This window comes from Arthrobacter globiformis, assembly GCF_003261175.1.
In the GTDB taxonomy this organism is placed as follows: Bacteria; Actinomycetota; Actinomycetes; order Actinomycetales; family Micrococcaceae; genus Arthrobacter; species Arthrobacter globiformis_A.
The window spans coordinates 38,716-57,942 of sequence record NZ_QLNP01000038.1 but is presented as its reverse complement, the minus strand read 5'-3'; the positions used below and the strand labels follow the sequence as shown (position 1 = coordinate 57,942).

General features: G+C 67.2%; 16 protein-coding genes. 6 read left to right on the top strand and 10 right to left on the bottom strand.

Annotation, left to right across the window (positions count from 1 at the left end):
• The first annotated feature begins 62 nt into the window (after window positions 1–62).
• Window positions 63–770: a tyrosine-protein phosphatase gene (locus tag DBZ45_RS03350; RefSeq protein ID WP_111902549.1), complete on the top strand. Its 708-nt coding sequence runs from the start codon at window positions 63–65 to the stop codon at window positions 768–770.
• Window positions 767–2,944, top strand: a complete 2,178-nt coding sequence (locus DBZ45_RS03345; protein ID WP_111902548.1) for a trypsin-like serine protease — start codon at window positions 767–769, stop codon at window positions 2,942–2,944. The genes DBZ45_RS03350 and DBZ45_RS03345 overlap by 4 nt, the downstream gene beginning before the upstream one ends.
• Before the next feature lie 44 nt (window positions 2,945–2,988).
• On the opposite strand, the gene DBZ45_RS03340 is transcribed toward DBZ45_RS03345, so the two are convergent.
• From DBZ45_RS03340 to DBZ45_RS03325, 4 genes are all read right to left on the bottom strand, one after another.
• On the bottom strand, window positions 2,989–3,291 hold the full coding sequence (locus DBZ45_RS03340) for an antibiotic biosynthesis monooxygenase family protein (protein ID WP_111902547.1): 303 nt from the start codon (window positions 3,289–3,291) through the stop codon (window positions 2,989–2,991).
• Between the two features lie 86 nt (window positions 3,292–3,377).
• Window positions 3,378–4,706, bottom strand: a complete 1,329-nt coding sequence (locus DBZ45_RS03335) for a right-handed parallel beta-helix repeat-containing protein (RefSeq protein WP_111902546.1) — start codon at window positions 4,704–4,706, stop codon at window positions 3,378–3,380.
• A gap of 135 nt (window positions 4,707–4,841) precedes the next feature.
• On the bottom strand, window positions 4,842–5,591 hold the full coding sequence (locus DBZ45_RS03330; RefSeq protein ID WP_111902545.1) for an ABC transporter permease: 750 nt from the start codon (window positions 5,589–5,591) through the stop codon (window positions 4,842–4,844).
• Between the two features lie 70 nt (window positions 5,592–5,661).
• On the bottom strand, window positions 5,662–6,120 hold the full coding sequence (locus tag DBZ45_RS03325) for a PaaI family thioesterase (protein WP_373427309.1): 459 nt from the start codon (window positions 6,118–6,120) through the stop codon (window positions 5,662–5,664).
• 139 nt (window positions 6,121–6,259) lie between these two features.
• Here DBZ45_RS03325 and paaZ point away from each other — a divergent pair, with 139 nt between their 5' ends.
• Entirely contained in the window at window positions 6,260–8,371 is a 2,112-nt protein-coding gene (paaZ, locus tag DBZ45_RS03320; RefSeq protein WP_111902544.1) for a phenylacetic acid degradation bifunctional protein PaaZ, read from the top strand.
• A gap of 158 nt (window positions 8,372–8,529) precedes the next feature.
• Complete coding sequence (locus DBZ45_RS03315; protein ID WP_111902543.1) at window positions 8,530–8,937, top strand: VOC family protein; 408 nt, start codon at window positions 8,530–8,532, stop codon at window positions 8,935–8,937.
• Between the two features lie 162 nt (window positions 8,938–9,099).
• On the opposite strand, the gene DBZ45_RS03310 is transcribed toward DBZ45_RS03315, so the two are convergent.
• On the bottom strand, window positions 9,100–9,933 hold the full coding sequence (locus DBZ45_RS03310) for a DUF427 domain-containing protein (protein ID WP_111902542.1): 834 nt from the start codon (window positions 9,931–9,933) through the stop codon (window positions 9,100–9,102).
• A 68-nt stretch (window positions 9,934–10,001) separates the two neighbouring features.
• Window positions 10,002–10,619 (bottom strand): TetR/AcrR family transcriptional regulator, encoded by a 618-nt coding sequence (locus DBZ45_RS03305; RefSeq protein WP_111902541.1) that lies wholly within the window; start codon window positions 10,617–10,619, stop codon window positions 10,002–10,004.
• Between the two features lie 252 nt (window positions 10,620–10,871).
• Between DBZ45_RS03305 and DBZ45_RS03300 the strand changes: the two genes are divergently transcribed.
• Window positions 10,872–13,061 carry a multicopper oxidase family protein gene (locus tag DBZ45_RS03300; protein WP_111902540.1) on the top strand — a complete coding sequence of 730 codons (2,190 nt, stop codon included), beginning with the start codon at window positions 10,872–10,874 and terminating at the stop codon, window positions 13,059–13,061.
• A 65-nt stretch (window positions 13,062–13,126) separates the two neighbouring features.
• On the opposite strand, the gene paaK is transcribed toward DBZ45_RS03300, so the two are convergent.
• From paaK to DBZ45_RS03280, 4 genes are read right to left on the bottom strand one after another with little or no spacing between them, the layout of a single operon-like run.
• A complete protein-coding gene (gene paaK / locus DBZ45_RS03295; RefSeq protein WP_190242986.1) occupies window positions 13,127–14,494 on the bottom strand; it encodes a phenylacetate--CoA ligase PaaK in 1,368 nt (455 codons plus the stop codon).
• 10 nt (window positions 14,495–14,504) lie between these two features.
• On the bottom strand, window positions 14,505–14,960 hold the full coding sequence (locus DBZ45_RS03290; RefSeq protein ID WP_111902539.1) for a hotdog fold thioesterase: 456 nt from the start codon (window positions 14,958–14,960) through the stop codon (window positions 14,505–14,507).
• A 36-nt stretch (window positions 14,961–14,996) separates the two neighbouring features.
• Window positions 14,997–15,953, bottom strand: a complete 957-nt coding sequence (locus DBZ45_RS03285) for a CPBP family intramembrane glutamic endopeptidase (RefSeq protein WP_111902538.1) — start codon at window positions 15,951–15,953, stop codon at window positions 14,997–14,999.
• A complete protein-coding gene (locus DBZ45_RS03280) occupies window positions 15,931–16,797 on the bottom strand; it encodes a CPBP family intramembrane glutamic endopeptidase (protein ID WP_190242985.1) in 867 nt (288 codons plus the stop codon). Before DBZ45_RS03280 ends, DBZ45_RS03285 begins: the two co-directional genes overlap by 23 nt.
• A gap of 281 nt (window positions 16,798–17,078) precedes the next feature.
• On the opposite strand from DBZ45_RS03280, the gene pta reads away from it, so the two are divergent.
• Window positions 17,079–19,223: a phosphate acetyltransferase gene (gene pta / locus DBZ45_RS03275; RefSeq protein WP_111902536.1), complete on the top strand. Its 2,145-nt coding sequence runs from the start codon at window positions 17,079–17,081 to the stop codon at window positions 19,221–19,223.
• Window positions 19,224–19,227: the final 4 nt, after the last annotated feature.

The following is a 19,227-nucleotide window of genomic DNA, read 5'->3' as shown; positions in this document are numbered from 1 at the left end:
GGTTCGGCACTACTTGCTCTCACCCCCTGCACCAGGCCCGGCAGGTGTGGTTAGCTGGCTCCGTGAACGCGAGGGGACAAATCGGCTGGGACGGGGCGGTGAACGCCTGGCTCGTGGCCGGCTCCGTCTACCGGATGGGGCGGCGCGAATGGGTTACGGAGGCAGGCTGGAAGGAAGCCTACGGCGACGGCATCCGCACGATCATCGACCTCCGGAACTCCGGCGAACGGCAGCGCCGGCCCAGCGATCCGGAGGTGGGCGAGGCGCTCGCCGTGTTCGACGTCGTCCATGCACCCACCGAGGACCCCGAAAACCCTGCGTTCAAGGCCCTGTGCGACCCCTACCTGAACGATCCCGCGCATTACGCCGCCAATGCCCGCCTCTTCCCGGACAGGCTGGCCGCCGTGTTCAAGGCCGTGGCCGCGGCACCGGGGGGCGTCGTGATCCACTGCTCGGCCGGCAGGGACCGTAGCGGCATGATCGCCGCCATGCTCCAGGACCTCGCAGGGGCCAGCGATTCCGAGATCGTGGCCAGCTACCAAGCCGCCATGCGCAGCATCAACGAACGCCACCGGACCATGTGGCCGCCGCATCCGCATGAACGTTACCTCGACGACGAAACCCTCGCCCCGCTCCTGGAGATCCGCGGCGCCCGGGTCCTGGATTTCGTTCGGCAGCTCAACACCCGGGAATTCCTGCTGCAGAACGGCGTCACCGAGCCTGAGCTGGAATCGGTGCTGGCCGTCCTCGGCACTAGGGTTGCCCTGTGACTTCTTCCACATCCGGCCCTTTGCTCCGGCGCGTACTCGCCCTTGCGGCGGCGGCTGCGGTGGCGCTCGGTGCCCCGGGCACGTCGGTACCGGCTTACGCTGCCCCGGAAACCACGACGACGGCGGAGCGCACAACGGCGCAGAACGGCCCGGCTGCCCCGGCCGCGGCGCCGTCCCCGGCTGCCCCGGCCGCCGGCACGGCAACGGCCGAACTGTCCGAAGAAGGCCTTGCCGGCGCCGTCCTGCGGGACCTTGGCATGACCCTAGCGGAGTTCAACGCCGCAGGAGAGCAAGGCAAGCGTGCGGCTGCCGCCCTGCCCAGGCTCCGGAAGGTCGCAGGATTCGGGTCGATCAGGCTGGACGGGGGCAGGATCCGGGTCGAAGGCGCGGGCTCGGACCTCGCCAACGCCGTGCGCACACTCAACGACGCCGATGCCGCGTCCCGGCAGGAGTTCGTGCTGGCACCCTCCGAAGCGCCCGCCACGGCGACCCCTTCCCCAAAATCCTCCGCGCTCCCGGCGCCCCCCGAGTCTTCGCCCGCCGAGCCGGCCACAGAGCCGGCCACAGCGGGGGCAAATCTCCGCGCGACGGGCATTGACCAGCTCTACCAGGCCTACCTCCGGGAAGTGGGACCGGCAGGACTCCAGGCCGTGGCCGAGGCGGACGGCAAATTCGTCATCCGCACAGGCGGTGTGAACCAGCCCGAGTCGGAACCGCAGGCCGGGCATGCTGCTGGCACCGACGGTCCGGCAGCCCCGCCTTCCGGTTCGCCTGGCGGGTCACGCCTGTCGCCGTCGGAATTCGTGGAGCAGTACGCCAACGTGGTCCTGGAGAGCGGGGAGCCTTTGGTCCGGGAGGAGGACTTCTTCGGCGGACAGGGGTACAGGATCGACGGCTGGGTGGCCTGTTCCGCCGGGTTCAGTGCCTTCGACGCTGAGGGCCGGCCCCTGGTCCTCACTGCTGGCCACTGCGCTGACGACGGCGCCGCGCGGCTCGCCGAGGTGACCCTGCCCGCCGGGGATCCCGCGGGCGGATCCGTGGCCGACCCCGCGGTCACCGGAAGACTTGGCACGTTCGGGTTCAGCCAGTTTGGCGGCCCCGGGAACTCACGGGTCACCGATCCGCAGGATCCCGGCGCCCCCGGGAATGACATCGCCGTCATCGAGTCCATCCGCGCGGACCTGGATGCGCGCCCGGCCGCGGCCACCTGGGCGAATGCCGCCAATCTCGGAACCGGCTCAGTGCCAATTGTGGGCACGGCGTCGCCGTTCCAAGGGCAGCCCGTCTGCCGTTCCGGACGGACCATTGGCTGGTCGTGCGGAACTGTCGACGAGGTGGGGATCTACATTGTGGGCGGGGGCTCGGGCGACCCTGCAGACCTGCGCTCCTTCCGGGGATTTTTATCCAGGTCCGTGGAATCCAGCGGCGGCGATTCCGGCGGGCCCTGGATCAGTGGCAACTACGCCGTGGGCACACACTCCGCAGGCAACAGCAGCTTCTCCACCGAGAACTTCGCCGTGGCGGCAACGCTTGAGGAGTCCATGGCGGTCCTTGCGGGCGTGCAGCTGAGGCTGTTTCTGAACAGGCCAGTCCTTGCCGGCGTCCTGCCTCCGGGGCCCATCGAAACCGGCCAGCGCGTTGCCGGCCGGCTCGCCTCGGTTCCCGCCGCAGACGTGCCGGCGGGAACGCAGGTCCGGGTGACCTTCCCCCGCAGCAAACCGTTCGAGGTGGACGTGGACGCCCAAGGGAACTGGGCTTTCAGCGCGCCCGCTCCGGCCGGGGAGTTCACCGCCCAGACCGTGAACGGCTTCAGCCGCTCGCAGCCAAGCACCTTCAGCACAGCCCCCGAACCGGCGGCACCGGGATCGCCGGCACCGGGACCGCCGGCACCGGGCGGTGCCGGTGCCGGTCCGGCCACGCCGAGCCCCACACAGACGCCCGTGCCATCCCAACCCGCGGCCTCACAGGGCCCCGAGCCTGCGGTGCTCGCGCCCGCGCCGCAGCCGACGGTGGTGGCCGTGCTTCCTGCCGCAGTTCCGGCCCCGGATTCACGGCCGATGATGCTCGCCGACACGGGAGTATCCGGTCTGACGCTCGCCGCTGCTGTAGCGGGCGCGGCCCTGCTGCTCGGCGGCCTGGTGCTGGTAGTCGTGCGGCGCCGCGGCAGGCGCTAGCCGCACAGGCACAGATGGCGCCAGCGCAGATGGAGCCGGGCGGCTCAGCCGGTTGTGGCGGCTTCGTCCAGCGTGTGCGGCTCGAAGTGCTCAATGATGTCGCGGATCGACGCGAGGCCCTCCGTGAACGCCGCCGACGCCCGCCACTGTTCGATCTGCTCGAGTGAGGCCCAAGGACCGGTGCTGATGAAGCGGTTGGGCACATCACGGTCCCGCATCAGCAGGCCCCGGCCGCCCGGATAATCCTGGTGGGTCCGGTCGGCCATGTCCTTCCAGGCCTTCACGAAGTCGTCCTCGTGGCCAGGCTTTACGAGCCAGATACCCAACGTATAAACAGACACATCCATCACCTCAATTGGTGTGCAAAGCGGATACCTGATTATCGTCCCGCGCCGCAGCGCGCGGAAGACGCTATGGCTGGCTTATGCCGCAGCTAGCAGTTGGCCGGGTCGTATTCGTAAGCGCCGGCGTCGGCCTTTCCGGTTCCGGAACAGTGCCCCTTTTGCGGAACGGGCTTCTGATCCAGGTCCACCCCGGAAGGGCTGCTTTCCGCGCGGTCTATCGCCGGGCTGCCGCTGGTGAGGTGGAGGTCCTTGCTGGGTTTGACGAACTTTGCGGGAGCCGTCGTCGAACTGCTGTCCAGCGCGACATTGCTGGGGCCGTTGACAACGTTCGATTGCTCCGTCCAGCCGGACCCGTCCATCCACAGCGCGTCACGCATGGCCACGAGGATGTTTGCACGGATGACGGTCGAAGAGGGGCAGCGGGCGTGGCAGACCACGCCACGGGAGTGGTTGCCGTTGAGCCATACAGTGTTGAACTCGAAAGTGGTGCTGTTGGTGGGGCCGTAGCGCGTGTCCGGGCCGCGGATGATCAGGCCTGCGGCCTCGGCGCATTTCTTGCCGCACGAGGAACGGATCAGGTTGTAGCGGAAAGTGTTGCCGTCCGCCTTCCCGTCGGAGCGCCCGACTTCGGAGAACACCGTGTTGTCTATGGCCTTGTTGTGATGGATGTTGTTGCGGCTGCCGTCGTAGATCTCGAAGGCGCTTCCGTCCCGGCGGAAGTCGTAGGAGTATGCCGTGGAACCGGTGACGGTGTTGCCCGAGAACTCGTTGTCGTTGCCGTTGATCAGCACGCCGAATGCACCGGAGTCGTCGCTGCAGTTGGCTTCATGCGCGGTGCCGCACCGCCTTCCCCGGGTGTTGACGTTCATGATGTTGTTGTCCGTCAGGACATTGTTGAAGTAGTTTCCGAAGTCGGAGCCCGCGCCCACCCTAATTCCGGCGCTGTTCTTGGAAGCCTCGGAATTCTTCACCACCACGTGGTCGCCGGATACGTTGAAGCCGGCGTACCCGCAGCCAGTGGCGCGCAGCCCGTCAACCTCGATATAGCTGCCGTCCAGCCGGAAGCAGTCTCCGCCCTCCCCGCTGGTAATTGTCGGCAGGGGCCCGTTGCCGTAGCTGTTCAGCCTGATGGCCGACGACGGCGTTCCGCTTTCGTCGAGCTCGACCTTGCCCATCCAGTCGTCACCCCTGCGGAAACTGAGCGAGTCTCCGGGGTTGAATGCCGTCTCGTTGACTTTCTGCAGCGACTGCCAGGGCGAATCCGGGGACGTCCCGGAGTTGGTGTCGCTTCCCGCAGCACTCACGTAAAAGTGGGTGGGCGGCGTCGAAGGGGCAGGCTTCGATACGCAGCCCGCCAGCAGGACTACGAAGAGGACGGCCGCCAGCGCGGCGGCGGCCCGTGTGAATCGCGTGCTCATGATTGCACCTGCTGAGGGCAGACAATGAGGGCCCGGCCCAGCAGTGCCGCTGCCTCTGGTCCGGAGCGGCCAGAGTATAAAGCGCCCGCGGCAATGTCAACGGCACGGCGCCGGATTCCTACTTCAGCCGGGTTCCTACTTTAGCGGCGCCGGCCGCACGCGGACGGGGGCCAGCAAGGCGATGAGCAGGATGGCGGTGACCGACCCGGCGGCCATGATCGAGGCCAGCACCACGATCTGGAACCGGCCCGCCTCCAGCGGCGAAAGCCCGCCGAAGATCGCCCCGACGAAAGCGCCCGGCAGTGTGACCAGGCCCGTCGTCTTGGTTTGGTCCACCGACGGTATGAGTGCGGAGTACACGGCGCTGCGTGCCATCTCGCGGGTCGCCTGCCGGGGAGAGGCGCCCAGGGCGAGCCAGCCCTCCACCTGGTCCCATCGGTCGGTCACGGCCTCGTTGAACCTGCGGCCCGCGAGCGCCGCGATCGCCATGGAATTGCCCACCACGATCCCGCCGATCGCCAGCGCGTAGCGGGAGGTGAACTCGATGGCGCCGGTACCGAACACGATGACCAGGGCTGCGAGGATGCCGGCGGCCATCGAACCGGCCACGACGGCAAGGTGGCGCCAGGACCAGGCGAGGCGGCGTGCGGCGGTAAGGCTGGCGACCGTGAACATGACGGCCAGCGCCACGGCCACCCATTCGGCGCTGGCGATCACGGCGCCGAGGATCAGGCTGACGGCGGCGAGTTGCGCGGCGCCGCGGAGGATGGCGAGGGCCGGTGCGAATGCATGCGGAACCCGGAAACCTTTGAGGACGGCGGCCGTCAGGGCCATCAGGAGGCCCACCGCGGTCAGGGTGGGAATCAGGCTGCCAAGCTCGGTCACCAGATCAGCCTAGCCGGGGCGTGGCCGCGTAGGGGCTGCGGAGGCGTCAGGGAAGGCGTCAGGGAAGGCGTCAGGCCCTCGGGGCAAGAAGCAGGTTGGTGATCCGCATGCTGCAGAGCCGCTGCCCGGCGTCGTTGGTGATCAGTACCTCGTGCGTGGTCAGCGTGCCGCCAAGGTGGATGGGGGTGGCCGTGATGGTGATGACGCCGGTCCGTGCCGAGCGGTGGTGCGTGGCGGAGACGTCCACGCCCACGGCGGTCTTGCCCAGCGTGCTGGCGTGGATCACCGCCGCCCACGATCCCACGGCTTCGCCCACGGCCAGCGAGGCGCCGCCGTGCAGCAGGCCGAACGACTGCCGGTTTCCCTCCACCGGCATGGTCGCCACGACGCGCTCGACGGACTCCTCCACGATCTTCACGCCCATCTTCTCGTCCAGCTCGCCGAGGGTGATCTTCCACAGCTCTCCGGGCGTTGGGCCTTCGGGTGCCTGGGTGGCCGCCAGTTCTGCGTCGCGGGCTTCCGGCGTCATGTGCTCTCCTTGGGTCGTGTGCGGTGCCACTAGTGTGCAGCGGGGCGCATTCATGTACTGTAGACATATTACCGAACGGACGGTCAGTAATGTTCTGGCCGGATCAGATTTGTCCCCCCGTTGGAAGGACCCGTCAACGATGACCACCACCGCCACTGCCCCCGAGGCCACCCTGGACACCGTGGAAACAGTCCCCAGTTTCGTGCAGGATTCCTGGTGGACTCCCGACGCCGGCTCGGCAGCCTCCGCTGTCCCCGTCCGGGACGCCAGCACGGGCGAGATCCTGGCCAAGGTGAGCACGGACGGACTCGACCTGGCCGCCGTCGTGGATTACGGCCGCACCACCGGCCAAACGGAACTCGGCAAGCTGACCTTCCACCAGCGTGCCCTCAAGCTCAAGGAGCTGGCGCAGTACCTGAACGCGCGGCGCGAGCACTTCTACGCGTTCTCCGCGCAGACCGGGGCAACGAAGATCGACTCGATGATCGACATCGACGGCGGCATCGGCGTGCTGTTCACGTTCGGGTCCAAGGGCCGGCGTGAACTGCCCAACGCCCAGGTGGTGGTGGACGGGCCCATGGAGGTGCTGTCCAAGGACGGGTCGTTCGCTGGCGAGCACATCTACACCCGCATCCCCGGCGTCGCGGTGCAGATCAACGCCTTCAACTTCCCGGTCTGGGGGATGCTGGAGAAGCTCGCGCCCGCGTTCATCGCCGGCGTCCCCACCATCGTCAAGCCCGCCACGCCCACCGGCTACGTCGCCGCAGCCGTGGTGAAGGCCATCATCGAATCCAACATCCTGCCCAAGGGATCACTGCAGCTGATTTCCGGCTCGGTCCGCGGGCTGCTGGACGTGCTGGACTACCGCGACCTCGTTGCCTTCACCGGCTCGGCGTCCACCTCGCAGTCCCTCAGGTCCCACCCCAACGTGGTGCTGGGCGGCGTGCGGTTCACCTCCGAGACCGACTCCCTCAACGCCGCCATCCTCGGCCCGGACGCCGTGGAAGGCACCCCGGAGTTCGACGCCTTCATCAAGTCCGTGGTGACCGAAATGACGGTCAAGGCCGGGCAGAAGTGCACCGCGATCCGCCGTGCCATCGTGCCGCAGGAGCTGGTGCCCGCCGTGGTTGCCGCCATCGCAGCCCGGGTGGAGCAGCGCGTGGTGCTCGGCGATCCGCGCGCCGAGGGCGTCACCATGGGCGCGCTCGCCTCCGTGGAACAGCTCGCCGATGTCCGCGCAGCCGTGCAGTCAATGCTCGACGCCGGCGGTGAGCTGGCGTACGGAACCCTCGATTCGCCGTCGGTCACCAGCGCGGACGGCGCAACGGGCGTCGTCGAGGGCGGCGCATTCATGTCGCCCGTGGTGCTCAGTTGGGCTGACGCCGAGGCCGAGCCGGTGCACTCGCTGGAGGCCTTCGGTCCGGTGTCGTCCGTGATCGGGTACAACGACATTCCCGACGCCGTCCGGCTCGCCGCCCGTGGCGGCGGTTCGCTGGTCGCCTCGGTCTGCACCAACGATCCGTCCGTGGCGCAGGAACTGGTCACCGGCATTGCCGCCCATCACGGCCGCGTCCTGATGCTGAACCGCGAGGACGCGCGATCGTCAACCGGCCACGGTTCGCCCGTCCCGCACCTGGTCCACGGCGGACCCGGACGTGCCGGCGGCGGCGAGGAACTGGGCGGCATCCGCTCCGTGATGCACCACATGCAGCGCACCGCCATCCAAGGCTCGCCCAACATGCTCACCGCCGTGACCGGGATCTGGCACACCGGCGCCGACCGCAACTTCACCGTGGACACCGAGGGCACGCACCCGTTCCGGAAGTCCCTCGAGACACTGCGCATCGGCGACGCGATCCGTTCGGAGCTGCGCGAGGTGGCGCTCGAGGACATCTCGGCCTTCGCCAACTCGACCGGTGACACGTTCTACGCGCACACTAACCAGGAGGCCGCGGAAGCCAACCCGTTCTTCCCGGGCATCGTGGCGCATGGTTACCTGCTCCTGGCCTGGGCTGCCGGGCTCTTCGTCGAGCCGGCTCCGGGTCCGGTCCTGGCCAACTACGGCCTGGAGAACCTGCGCTTCATCACCCCTGTGGCTGCGGGCGACTCCATCCGGGTGACCCTGACCGCCAAGAAGATCACCCCGCGCGAGACCGACGAGTACGGCGAGGTGGCCTGGGACGCGGTCCTGACCAACCAGAACGACGAAATCGTGGCCACCTATGACGTCCTCACCCTCGTGGAGAAGTAACCCGCACGCTCTATCAGATCCTGCAGGGTTCCCCCCGACGCTCTATCGGGTCCTGCAGGGTTTTCCCGCACGCGTCCTCACTGGGCGCGGCCGGGCGGAATTTGCCCTGATCTTTCAGGGTTTACGGGCGTAAAATGACCCGCGTAGGAGGTGGCGAAATGACCCTAGCACTGAGAACAGCCACAACCATCCTGCCTGTCGATGATCCGGACCGCGCCCGCGGATTCTACGCGGAAACGTTGGGCCTCCCACACCGTGGCAAGGCTGAAGATGGAAGCGATTTATTCGGCAACGCTGACGGCCCCATGCTGCAGCTGATGCCTGTAACTGACGGAAAGCACTCCGAGCACACCGCATTGAGTTTTGAGGTCACTGACATTGAACGGACCGTCCAGGACATGGAGTCCAAGGGCGTTCGGTTCCAAGACTATGACCTCCCCGATTTGAAAACTGATCACCATATCTGTTCAACCGACGCCGAGAAATGCGCCTGGTTCATGGACACCGAAAACAACATCCTCTGCGTTCACGAGAGGCTCGGAACACAGGCTGAATATCAGCTTTGATCCGCCCACCGTTGCAGATTCCCAAGCCCTTCCTCACCTAGGTGAGGAAGGGCTTGGTTGTAAGCGGCGGGAGGTGAGAGAGGGTTTGGGGAAAGGCTACGGGAGGTGAGAGAGGGTTTGGGGAAAGGCTGCGGGAGGTGAGAGAGGGTTGGTGTTGGGGTTTCAGGACCACGGGGTGACCGGGTGGTCCTGTGGTTCGCCGTCCAGGAACACGTCCGCCCGCTCGTTGAAGAAGCAGACCAGGCCGTGGATCTGCCGGGCGTCGATGAACCGCGAGTCATAGGCCCAGGCGATGTTCTTGCCCCGGGCCGACTCCGGATAGCTCCAGTACCTGGCCTCGCCCTTGTAGGGGCAGACGGTCCGGTGCGGGCTGGCCTCGAGCAGGTCCAGCCGCACGTCCTCGGGCGGGATGTAGTACCGCACCGGGAGCAGCGTTTCGTAGAGCAGATGGGCTCCGACAGTGTCCGCCAGCACCACGCCGTCGAGCTTCACCTCGATGCGCCGCAGCGTCGCGCGGATGTCCACGCGGTGGAACGGGTCCCGCGGGTGGCCGATGATCTCCTCGTGGTCCTCGAGCCAGTGGAAGGCGCCGAAATCCAGGATGACGTACCCTTCAAGATCCGGATCCGAGGGCCGGAACGCTGCCCGGGGCACGGTGAATGCGGATGCCACGACGTCGAGCTCCTCGCCAGCCGCAGTATGCCGCCTGAACCCTGTCCGCGGATCCAGCGCCGGCGGAGCCTCTGCCATCAGGCGGACCGGATACTCGTCCGGGCCGGCGTCCCCCTCGGCTGCAGGCGCCTCGAGCCGCGCCAGCAAATCCTTTTCTGGCACGGCGTAAACCGGAGTGACGCGTTTCGGTTCCCATACCAGGAAGGCTTCCAGCGTGTCGACGACGGGACTTCCGTCGATGCCGGCACGGATCCTCTTGGAGGTGGGCTGGTACCGGAGATCAGGAAATGCGCCGAACAGAAGATCCGACAGTTTCGTGGCCATGCATTCAGGGTGGGCATCAGGGCGCCCGGCGTCAACGGCCAATTCGCCAACGCCTACTCGCTGGCGCGTCAGGGCTTGGCGTGCAGCCCGTCGAACGCCATGGTGATGACGTCGTCGGCCAGCTTTTCCGGCGAAAGCGAACCGCCCGGCTTGTACCACTCGACGATCGAGTTGATGGTTCCGAACAGGAGCCGGGTCACGGTGCGGGGATCGATGTCCTGGCGCAGTGACCCCTCGTCGCGGGCCGCAGAGATCAGCTCAGCCACCTTGTGGTCGAAGGCGCGACGGCGTTCCATGGCGTTCCGCTCAATGTCCGTGTTCCCGCGCAGCCGCAGCAGCAGCGTCACGAAGGGCAGCCGCTCCACCAGCACGGCGATGGTCTGGCGAAGCACGAACTCCAGCCGCGCATCGGCCGCCCCCGAGGTGGCCCCGGGCTGCTCCAGAATGGCCTCCAGGCCGCCGAGCGCGTGGTCCAGTGCGAGCTTCAGCAGGTCACCCTTTGAGGGCACATGGTGGTAGATCGCCGACTTGGAGATGCCCAGGTTTTCGGCGAGGATGCCCATGGACGTGGCATCGTAGCCGTGGCGGTTGAAGACGTCGACGGCGATCAGCAGCACGGACTGCTGGTCGTAGCCGGGACGGCCGCGCTTGGTGGGGGCTGCTGTGTTTGCTGCTGTACTGGGCATACGCGCTATTTTCTCATGAACGTTCGGTAATCCGGGCAGACCGCCAATTCGGAGGGTCTGCACGGCTGGCCGTCAGCGTTTTCCCAAGGTCCGGATCCCACAGTTTTCTTTCGTCAGGGGAATCAGTGCGGCAAAGCTGACCGGCGGGACAAGGAGGTCCCGGTAGCCAGCGTTCGGTCTCAAAACCACATATTGGGATGACGACCGGGGCAAAGGGTTTGGCATGTGCCCCGGGCCAAGGAGGCACTGACCATGTCTGAAGAATCTGCAACATCAAACGGGCTGGGGCGCCGCGCGCTGCTGCGCCTGGGAGCGGCCGGAGGAGCCGGAGCGGCACTCGCGGCCGCACAAACCTGGGCCGGTCCGATGCTGGCCCAGCGAGGGCTGCTGTCGCCGGACGGCGCATTCGCCGCCACATCGACAGCGCTGGGTGATGAATTGTTTTACATCGAAAAATACCCAACGAGCCCGCTGATCCTCACGCCGTTCCGTGACGCGCTGCCCATCCCCAAGGCGCTGGCCCCGGTGCCAAAGTCGGTCTACAGCGCTTGGAAGAATCCGCCGGGACCGGGCCCGGGTCAGCAAAACTCGCTGCGCAATGAGCAGCACCAGATGTGGCCCTCGAAAGTCGGCTACCGTGACCCCATTGTCTACAAGATCGACGTGCTGCTGCGGACCCACTCATTCACCACTTCGCAGGTGCTGCCGATCGACTCAGACGGCAATCCAACGCGGTCGTACGACTCATCCGGCAGAAGGATTGCCGCGGGCACGAAGCGCACGTTGCCTCCCAGCACGATCTACGGCTTCAACGGAACCTTCCCCGGGCCGATGATCAACGCCGAGTATGGCAGGCCGGCGCTGGTGCGGTTCGCGAATCACCTGGACGAGAACCCGCTGAACCTGGACCGGCAGGACTTCGGTTCGCCGGACTGGTCCTTCCTGACCCATCTGCACAACGGCCACACCGCCCCGGAGAGCGACGGCAACCCGCACTATTCGATGGTGGCCGGGCCGAAGCTGCCGGGCTACCTGCCGAAGATGTTCGTGGACAACCTCTACCTGAACTGGCCGGCGGGCAACGATGACCGGGAGAAGCAGAGCTTCTTCTGGTTCCATGACCACCGGATGGACCACACCGGATCGAATGTCTACAAGGGCATGGTGGGCCTGTACCCGATCTATGACCCGAAGTACGGCATGGATATGGGCGACGAGCGGCAGGGTCTGCGGCTTCCGGGCGTCCGCACCAACAACCCGGACGGATCCTTCGACGTCAAATACGATATTCCGCTGGCCTTCTACGACTGCCGGCTGGACGACGGCGAAACCGTGCACAAGGACATCCACGACGTGCAGAAGGAGTTCCCGGCTGCCAAAAACCCGGCCGAGCACCCCGAATGGTGGGGCAAGACGTTCTACAAGCACTTTCCCAACCATGGCTTCGTGGGCGACATCTTCACCGTAAACGGCACCGCTTCCCCGGTGCTGGAGGTGAAGCGGCGCAAGTACCGCTTCCGGTTCCTGGATGCCTCGGTCTCAAGGATTTATGAGTTCAAGCTGATGAGCTCCACCCAGGGACCAAAATCGTCGGCATCGCTGGGCTACCAGGGCGACGAGCTTGAGGGCCAGTACCGTATCCCGGACGGCCAACAGTGCATGCAGTTCACGCAGATCGCGTCCGACGGCGGGCTGTTGCCCGTTCCGATCAAACGCGACTCCTTTGAGTTGTGGCCGGCCAAGCGACGCGAAGTAATTGTTGATTTCACCCGGTACCAGGACGGTACACCAACCACCAAGGGCGACGTCGTCTACCTCACCAATGTGATGAAGATGCCCAACGGCCGGATGTGGAGCAACTCGTCCCGGTTCTTGCCCGACCCGAAGTACAGGGTGCCCGTTCTGAAGTTCGTGATCGGCGACGATGCTCCGGACGACAGCCGGATCCCCGCGGCTCTCCGTCCGCTGCCGCCGCTGCCGAGCAACTGGCAGACCATGCTGCACAACCGCCTGATCTTCGAAGTGAAGCGCGGCACCCTGGGAGGGGAGACCGAGTGGCTCATCAACGGCAAGCCCTTCGAGCCGGCGGCAGTGGCGGCGAGCCTGAGAAACCCTGCCGGACGCACACCTTTGGCCCAGCAAAGGAAGGGCAGCTTCAACTTGTGGGAGATCCGCAACAGCGGCGGCGGCTGGGTCCACCCGTTTCACCTGCACATGGAGGAGCACCGGACAGTCATGCGCAACGGCAGGGACGTAACGCGCGGAGCAGATTCCGGTCATCCCGACGATGTCTCGAAGGAAGACCTCGTGGCCCTCGATCCCGGTGAGTCCGTGATCATTTACCGGGGTTTCCGGGACTTCGTCGGACCCTATGTGGGGCACTGCCACAACCTGGCGCACGAGGACCACGCCATGATGTTCGGCTGGTCGATCACGCCTTGACGGCCCTTAAACCCAGCGCGGGGACCCGCCGGCAGGCGGGTCCCCGCGTGCGGAGTTCGTCGGACCTATCCCTTCGGCCGCAGGTCGTAGATCCGGCGCAGCTTGCCGTTGGAGCGCTCGAGCGATCCGGGCTCCACCACGTCAACGGTGCACGAAGAACCCACGTGGATCTTGATCTGCTCGCGCAGGGTGCGGGCCGCCGTCGTGCTCTGACCGGTGGTGACATTGTCACGGCGCTCGATCTTCACGGTCAGCTGGTCCATGCGCTGGCCCTCAGGCCGGGTCAGCTCGAGCTGGAAGTGCGGGCTGAGCTCGGGGATCCGCAGGGCGATTTCCTCGATCTGGGACGGGAAGAGGTTCACGCCGCGGAGGATGATCATGTCGTCGCTGCGGCCGGTGATGCGCCCCATCCGGCGGTGTGCCGGGCGCGCGGTGCCGGGAAGCAGTCGGGTGAGGTCCTTGGTGCGGTAGCGGATGATCGGCAGGGCTTCCTTGGTAAGCGAAGTGAAGACCAGCTCGCCGTGTTCCCCGTCGCCCAGTACGTTCTCCTTGCCCGGCGCGGGGTTGAAGGGGTCGATGATCTCCGGCCGGAAGTGGTCCTCCCAGATGTGGCTGCCGTCCTGGGTCTCCACGCATTCGCCCGCGACGCCGGGTCCCATGACCTCGGAGAGCCCGTAGATGTCGCAGGCTTTGATGTTCATGGTGACTTCGAGCTCGTGGCGCATTTCCTGCGTCCACGGTTCCGCACCGAGCACCGCGTACTTCAGCGAGGTCGAGGTGGGGTCGATGCCCATGTGCGCCATGGCGTCGGCGATGGTGAGCAGGTAGGTGGGTGTGGCCAGGATGGCGTCCGGCTTGAAGTCCTGGATCATCTGGATCTGGCGTTCGGTCTGCCCGCCGGACATCGGAATCACCGTGCAGCCGAGCGCTTCGGCACCGGCGTGGGCACCCAGCCCGCCGGTGAACAGGCCGTAGCCGTAGGCGTTGTGGACCTTCATGCCCGGACGCACGCCGGAGGCGCGGAGGCAGCGGGCCACCAGTTTGGCCCAGTCGGCCAGGTCCTGCTTGGTGTACCCGACGACGGTGGGCCGGCCAGTGGTGCCGGAGCTGGCGTGCACGCGTGCCACCTCACTCTGGGGGACGGCGAACATGCCGAAGGGGTACTCCTGGCGCAGGTCCTCCTTGGTGGTGAAGGGGAAGTTGCCGAGGTCGGCGAGTTCGCGCAGGTCCGAGGGGTGAATGCCGGCGTCGTCGAACTTGCGCTTGTACAGCGGGACCCTGTCGTAGGCGTACGCGACCGTGTGCTGGAGCCGGCTTAGCTGCAGCGCCTCAAGTTCGTCCCGGGACATGGTCTCCTCAGGGTCGAGCACGGCGTCTGCGGGTGCGGCGACAGTGCGTGCAGCGACAGTGGGTTCAGGGGCGTGGAGGGTCATGGTCTGCTTCCTACTTCTTGGGGATGGTACGGCTGCGTCCGCGGAACTCGGCAATGAGTTCCCCCGGCTGGCCGGAACTGGCCGCGGCACCGGGATCGGCAGCGAAGATCTGGATGTCGTAGAGGCCGCTGCGGCCAGCGCTGGAGCGGCGGTCGGCAACGGCGGTGATCACCTGGCCCTGGTAGGCCGGTTTGAGGAAGTTGATGTCGACGCCGGCAGCAACGGTGATGCTGTCGGGGTCGGCGGGCGACGCGGGGTTGCAGGCGAGGGCGAAGGCGGTGTCTGCGAAGGCGAAGATCATTCCGCCGTGGGCCATGCCAAAGCCGTTGAGCATTTCCTGCCGGAGGGTCATCCGGACGGTCGCGTGGCCGTCGCTGAGGGCGAGGACTTCTATGCCCATCCATTCCGAGGCGTAGTCGTTCTCAAGGATGTGGTGGGTCACATTGGGAATTGCCGTTTCAGCCATGCGTCGTTGCCTCCAGCTTTATTTACCGATCGTTCATTAGGTAATCCCATTGGAGGGGTTCGTGTCAAGGGTGCGGGCCAGCCGGAGGGGTCCGGCGACTGCGATGACCACCAGCGCTGCCAGGACATGGAGGAGCGCCACGGTCCACCAGAGCGTGAGGTAGTCGGGTCCCAGCATGGCGGGGAAGACCAGGGCCCCGGAGGTGTTGAATGCCGCGTGGAAGACCATGCAGATGGGCACGCTGCCGCTGCTGTTGTAGAGCCAGGCCAGCAGCACGGACTGCGCCAGGACCATCAGCAGGAACGGAAGCGGCGGCCGCTGCCCCGTGGGATCCGACAGCAGCTCCGGCAGGTGCCATGCCGCCCACACCAGCCCGAGGAGCAGCGCCGCGGACAGGGCCGGGCGGTCCCGCTGCAGGAGCGGCTGGGCGTAGCCGCGCCAGCCCAGCTCCTCGAAGAGGCCCACCGCCACCAGCGTGAACGCGAAGGTGCCCAGCAGCATGAACCAGCCCGGGTTCGGGCCAAGCTCCGGGGCGGGTGCGCCGCCGGAGACGGTGAGGCCGGCAGAGACCGCCACCAGCAGGCAGGGCAGGCCTGCGGCCGCCAAGTACCAGCGGCCGGCCACGCGCCAGCGGGCCAGCTGCCGGAGCAGCCGGAGCAACTCGGCCTTGCCGCCTGCGAGGTAGGCGGTGATGGCCGCGGCCAAAGCCGGTCCGAACGGTATCAGGGGCGAGCTGTTCGGGTTGAGGAGGGTCAGCGGCCAAAGCATCCATGAAATGGCGAAGGCCAGGGCAAAGAACAGCGGGAGCCGGTGGCCCGCCGGCCAGGTCAGGGCCCCGCGCGGCCCTATGGTCCGGCGCCGTGCTTTAGTTCCGCGCCGCGGTACGGTCCGGTGCCGCGCCCCTTCCTTCCGGGACCGACGGCGGTCCGCGCCGCCGGCGTGCAATGCGCGCCTGGCGGGCATGGGCTGCTCAGCCGGCGACGGCTGCGCCATGACCCGCCTCCGCCGTCAGTGTGCGGAATTTCCGGAGCAGCGCCAAAACCACCAGCAAAACGGTGGCCGCGGCAATCTGCTGCCACGCGCCGTCGAACACTGCTAGTTTCGTCTGCTCCGAGGCGTTGAACGAGGCATGGAGGAGGGCCACAATCAGCAGGCTCTGGCCCGTTCCGAGGTAGGCGATGCCCACCATCAGACGGAACAGCGGGGCGAAGACCAGCAGCACGCCCCACGCGAGGGCCACATCGGGCCACGCGGTGGCGCCGAAGCCCTTGTCCGCAAAGGCCAGCGGGAGGTGGATGAGAGCGAAGGGAATGGCGGTGAGCAGGCTGCCGGTCAGCAGGCCGTAGCGCTCCATCAGCCGGCGCTGGACCACCCCCGTCCAGGCGAGCTCCTCCCAGATGTTCCCCAGCAGGGCGCCAACGATCAGGGTGTTCAGCAGGTATGACCCAGCCAGCGTGGCCCATCCGTCCGTGGGCTGATGGAAGGTGCCGGTGGCGGCCGCGACGAGCACGGTCAGCGCGGGCAGGGCAAGGACCGCCGCCACGTACCAGCCTGCTCCGACGCGCCAGCGGACGGTTTGGCGGAACAGGGACCGGACGCCGGGCTTGCCGTCGGCGGTCCGGGTCACCAGGACGGCCGTTCCCAGCAGGATGAGCAGTTCGGCGAGGATGCCGGGCACCGCGTTGCCAAGCAGCGCGATGGACAGGATGAGCGCCACCCACGTCAGCGCGATCGCAATGACCAGGAACGCTGCCACCGGGCGGGCAGCGATGAGCCGGCGCAGGGGACGGGGAGACGAAGCGGCGGATGGATCGGAAGCGCGGCCAGCGGGGTTCATCGGGACCACCATCGTTCAGGAACTGTGCAGCCCGGGAGGCTGCTGTTCAGGACGTTGCAGCTGACAGGCTGCTGCGGATGGGCCGGTCCCGGGGCGCTGGCCCACTCCGGGTCCGGGACGGCGAATGTGCGCCGACGTGGCAATCAACACCATTGTCTGCTCCCGGAAGCGCGGCAACAAGTGAAAGTATGGGGAGTGCGCGCCCCGGCGCGTGCTGTCGGCAAACCGGCACGTCCAATGCAGTACGTTCCACGCAGGAGCTTCCAACCAGAGGACAGATCATGGCCAAGGGGATATATGTCAGTGCGACCACTCCGGGATCGGGCAAGTCGCTCATAGCGCTGGGCCTGGCGGACACGCTCCACCGGCACGCGGACCGGATCGGATTCTTCAAACCCGTGGTCCATGGCGATGACGCCGGCGCGGATCCGATGGTGGCGCTCATGAAATCCCGCTTCGACCTGGACGACCAGCGCTGCTGCGGCGGGCTGACATTCACCGAGGTCCGGGGCCTGCTCGCCGAGGGCAAGCGCGAGGACATCGACTCCCGATGCGTGGAGATCTTCGCCGAGATGGGCCGGCACTGCGACGTCGTGATCGTGGAGGGCACCGACCTCACCGGCCAGGATGCCGCCGTCGAATTCGACCTTAACGCGCGGCTCGCGAACAACCTGGCCGCCTCCGTCGTCGCGGTGGTAGGCGCCAAGGGGCGCAGCGTGGCGGAGACTGCCGCCGCCGTCGACGTCGCCCGCAAGGAGCTCGCCGCCGAGAAGTGCTCGCTGCTGGCCATGATGGTGAACCGGGCAGACCCGGAGGACGTGGACGCGATCGTTACCGCCGTGAAGCCGGGCGCGTCCGGCCGGCCGGTGTACGTCTTCCCGGAACTGGAGGACATCGCGCGGCCCACCACCGGGGAGGTGGCTGCGGCGCTGGGCGTGCGGCAGATCGCCGGCCGCGCGGACATGGAGCGGGACGTCCGTGACGTCAAGGTCGCCGCCATGAACGTGGGCAACTTTTTGAACGTGCTCGACGACGGCGCGCTGGTAATCGTGCCGGGTGACCGGGCGGACGTGATGGTGGCCTGCCTGGCGTCGTCGTTCTCGCCCGAGTTCCCGGTGCCGTCGGGGCTGATCCTCACCGGCGGCCTGGCGCCTGACGCGAACATTTACCCGCTGCTGGCCTCCGCGCCGTTCCCAGTGTTCGCCACGGAGGATGACACGTACACCACGGCCCGGCGTGTGTCCGAGGTCCGCAGTGAGATCTGGAGCGGCCACCGGCGCAAGGTGGCCTCCGCGCTGGGCCTGTGGTCCCGGCAGGTGGACGAGGCCGAGATGCTCGAGCGCCTGCATCTGCCCCGTGCCGAGCGGATGACCCCGCTGCGGTTCCTGCACGACCTCATCGAACGCGCCCGCTCGCAGCGCCGCCACATCGTGCTGCCGGAGGGCAAGGACATCCGGATCCTGAAGGCCGCCGAGATCCTGCACCGCCGGGACGTCTGCGACCTGACGCTGCTGGGCCGGGAAGCCGACATCCGGGAGCTCGCCGCCAGCCGGGGCATCGATCTCGCCGGCATCAACATCGTGGACCCCGCAACATCCGAGCTGCGCCAGGACTTCGCCGCGAGGTACGCCGAGCTGCGGGCGCACAAGGGCGTGGACCTGGCCCGGGCGCTGGAGGTCATGCAGGACGAAAGCTACTTCGGCACCATGATGGTCCAGTTGGGCGTGGTGGACGGCATGGTTTCAGGCGCCGCACACACCACCGCGCACACCATCCGCCCGGCGCTGGAGTTCGTGAAGACCCGGGAGGGAGTGAAGATCGTCTCCTCGGTGTTCCTCATGCTCATGCCGGACCGGGTGCTGGTCTATGGCGACTGCGCGGTGAACCCGGATCCGAACGTGGAGCAACTCGCGGACATCGCCCTGGCCTCGGCGGAGACCGCGGGCCAGTTCGGCGTTGAGCCGAGGGTGGCCATGCTGTCGTACTCCACCGGCGGCTCGGGCTCGGGGTCTGCGGTGGAGGAAGTCCGGCAGGCCACCGACCTGGTCCGTGAGCGCCGCCCGGACCTCGCCGTCGAAGGCCCCATCCAGTACGACGCCGCCGTGGATGCTTCCATCGCCGAGTCCAAGATGCCAGGCTCGTCCGTCGCCGGGCAGGCGACCGTGTTCATCTTCCCGGACCTCAACACGGGCAACAACACGTACAAGGCGGTGCAGCAGAGCTCCGGGGCGGTCGCCGTCGGGCCCGTCCTGCAGGGGCTGCGCAAGCCCGTCAACGACCTCTCCCGCGGCTGCACCGTGGAGGACATCGTGAACACGGTGGCCATCACCGCCATCCAGGCGCAGGGCCCGGCCGTCCCTTTGGAAACCCCCAGCACCACAGAACCGTCCGCCGAACCGTCCGCCGTTTCAGCAGCCCAGGCTTAGGAGG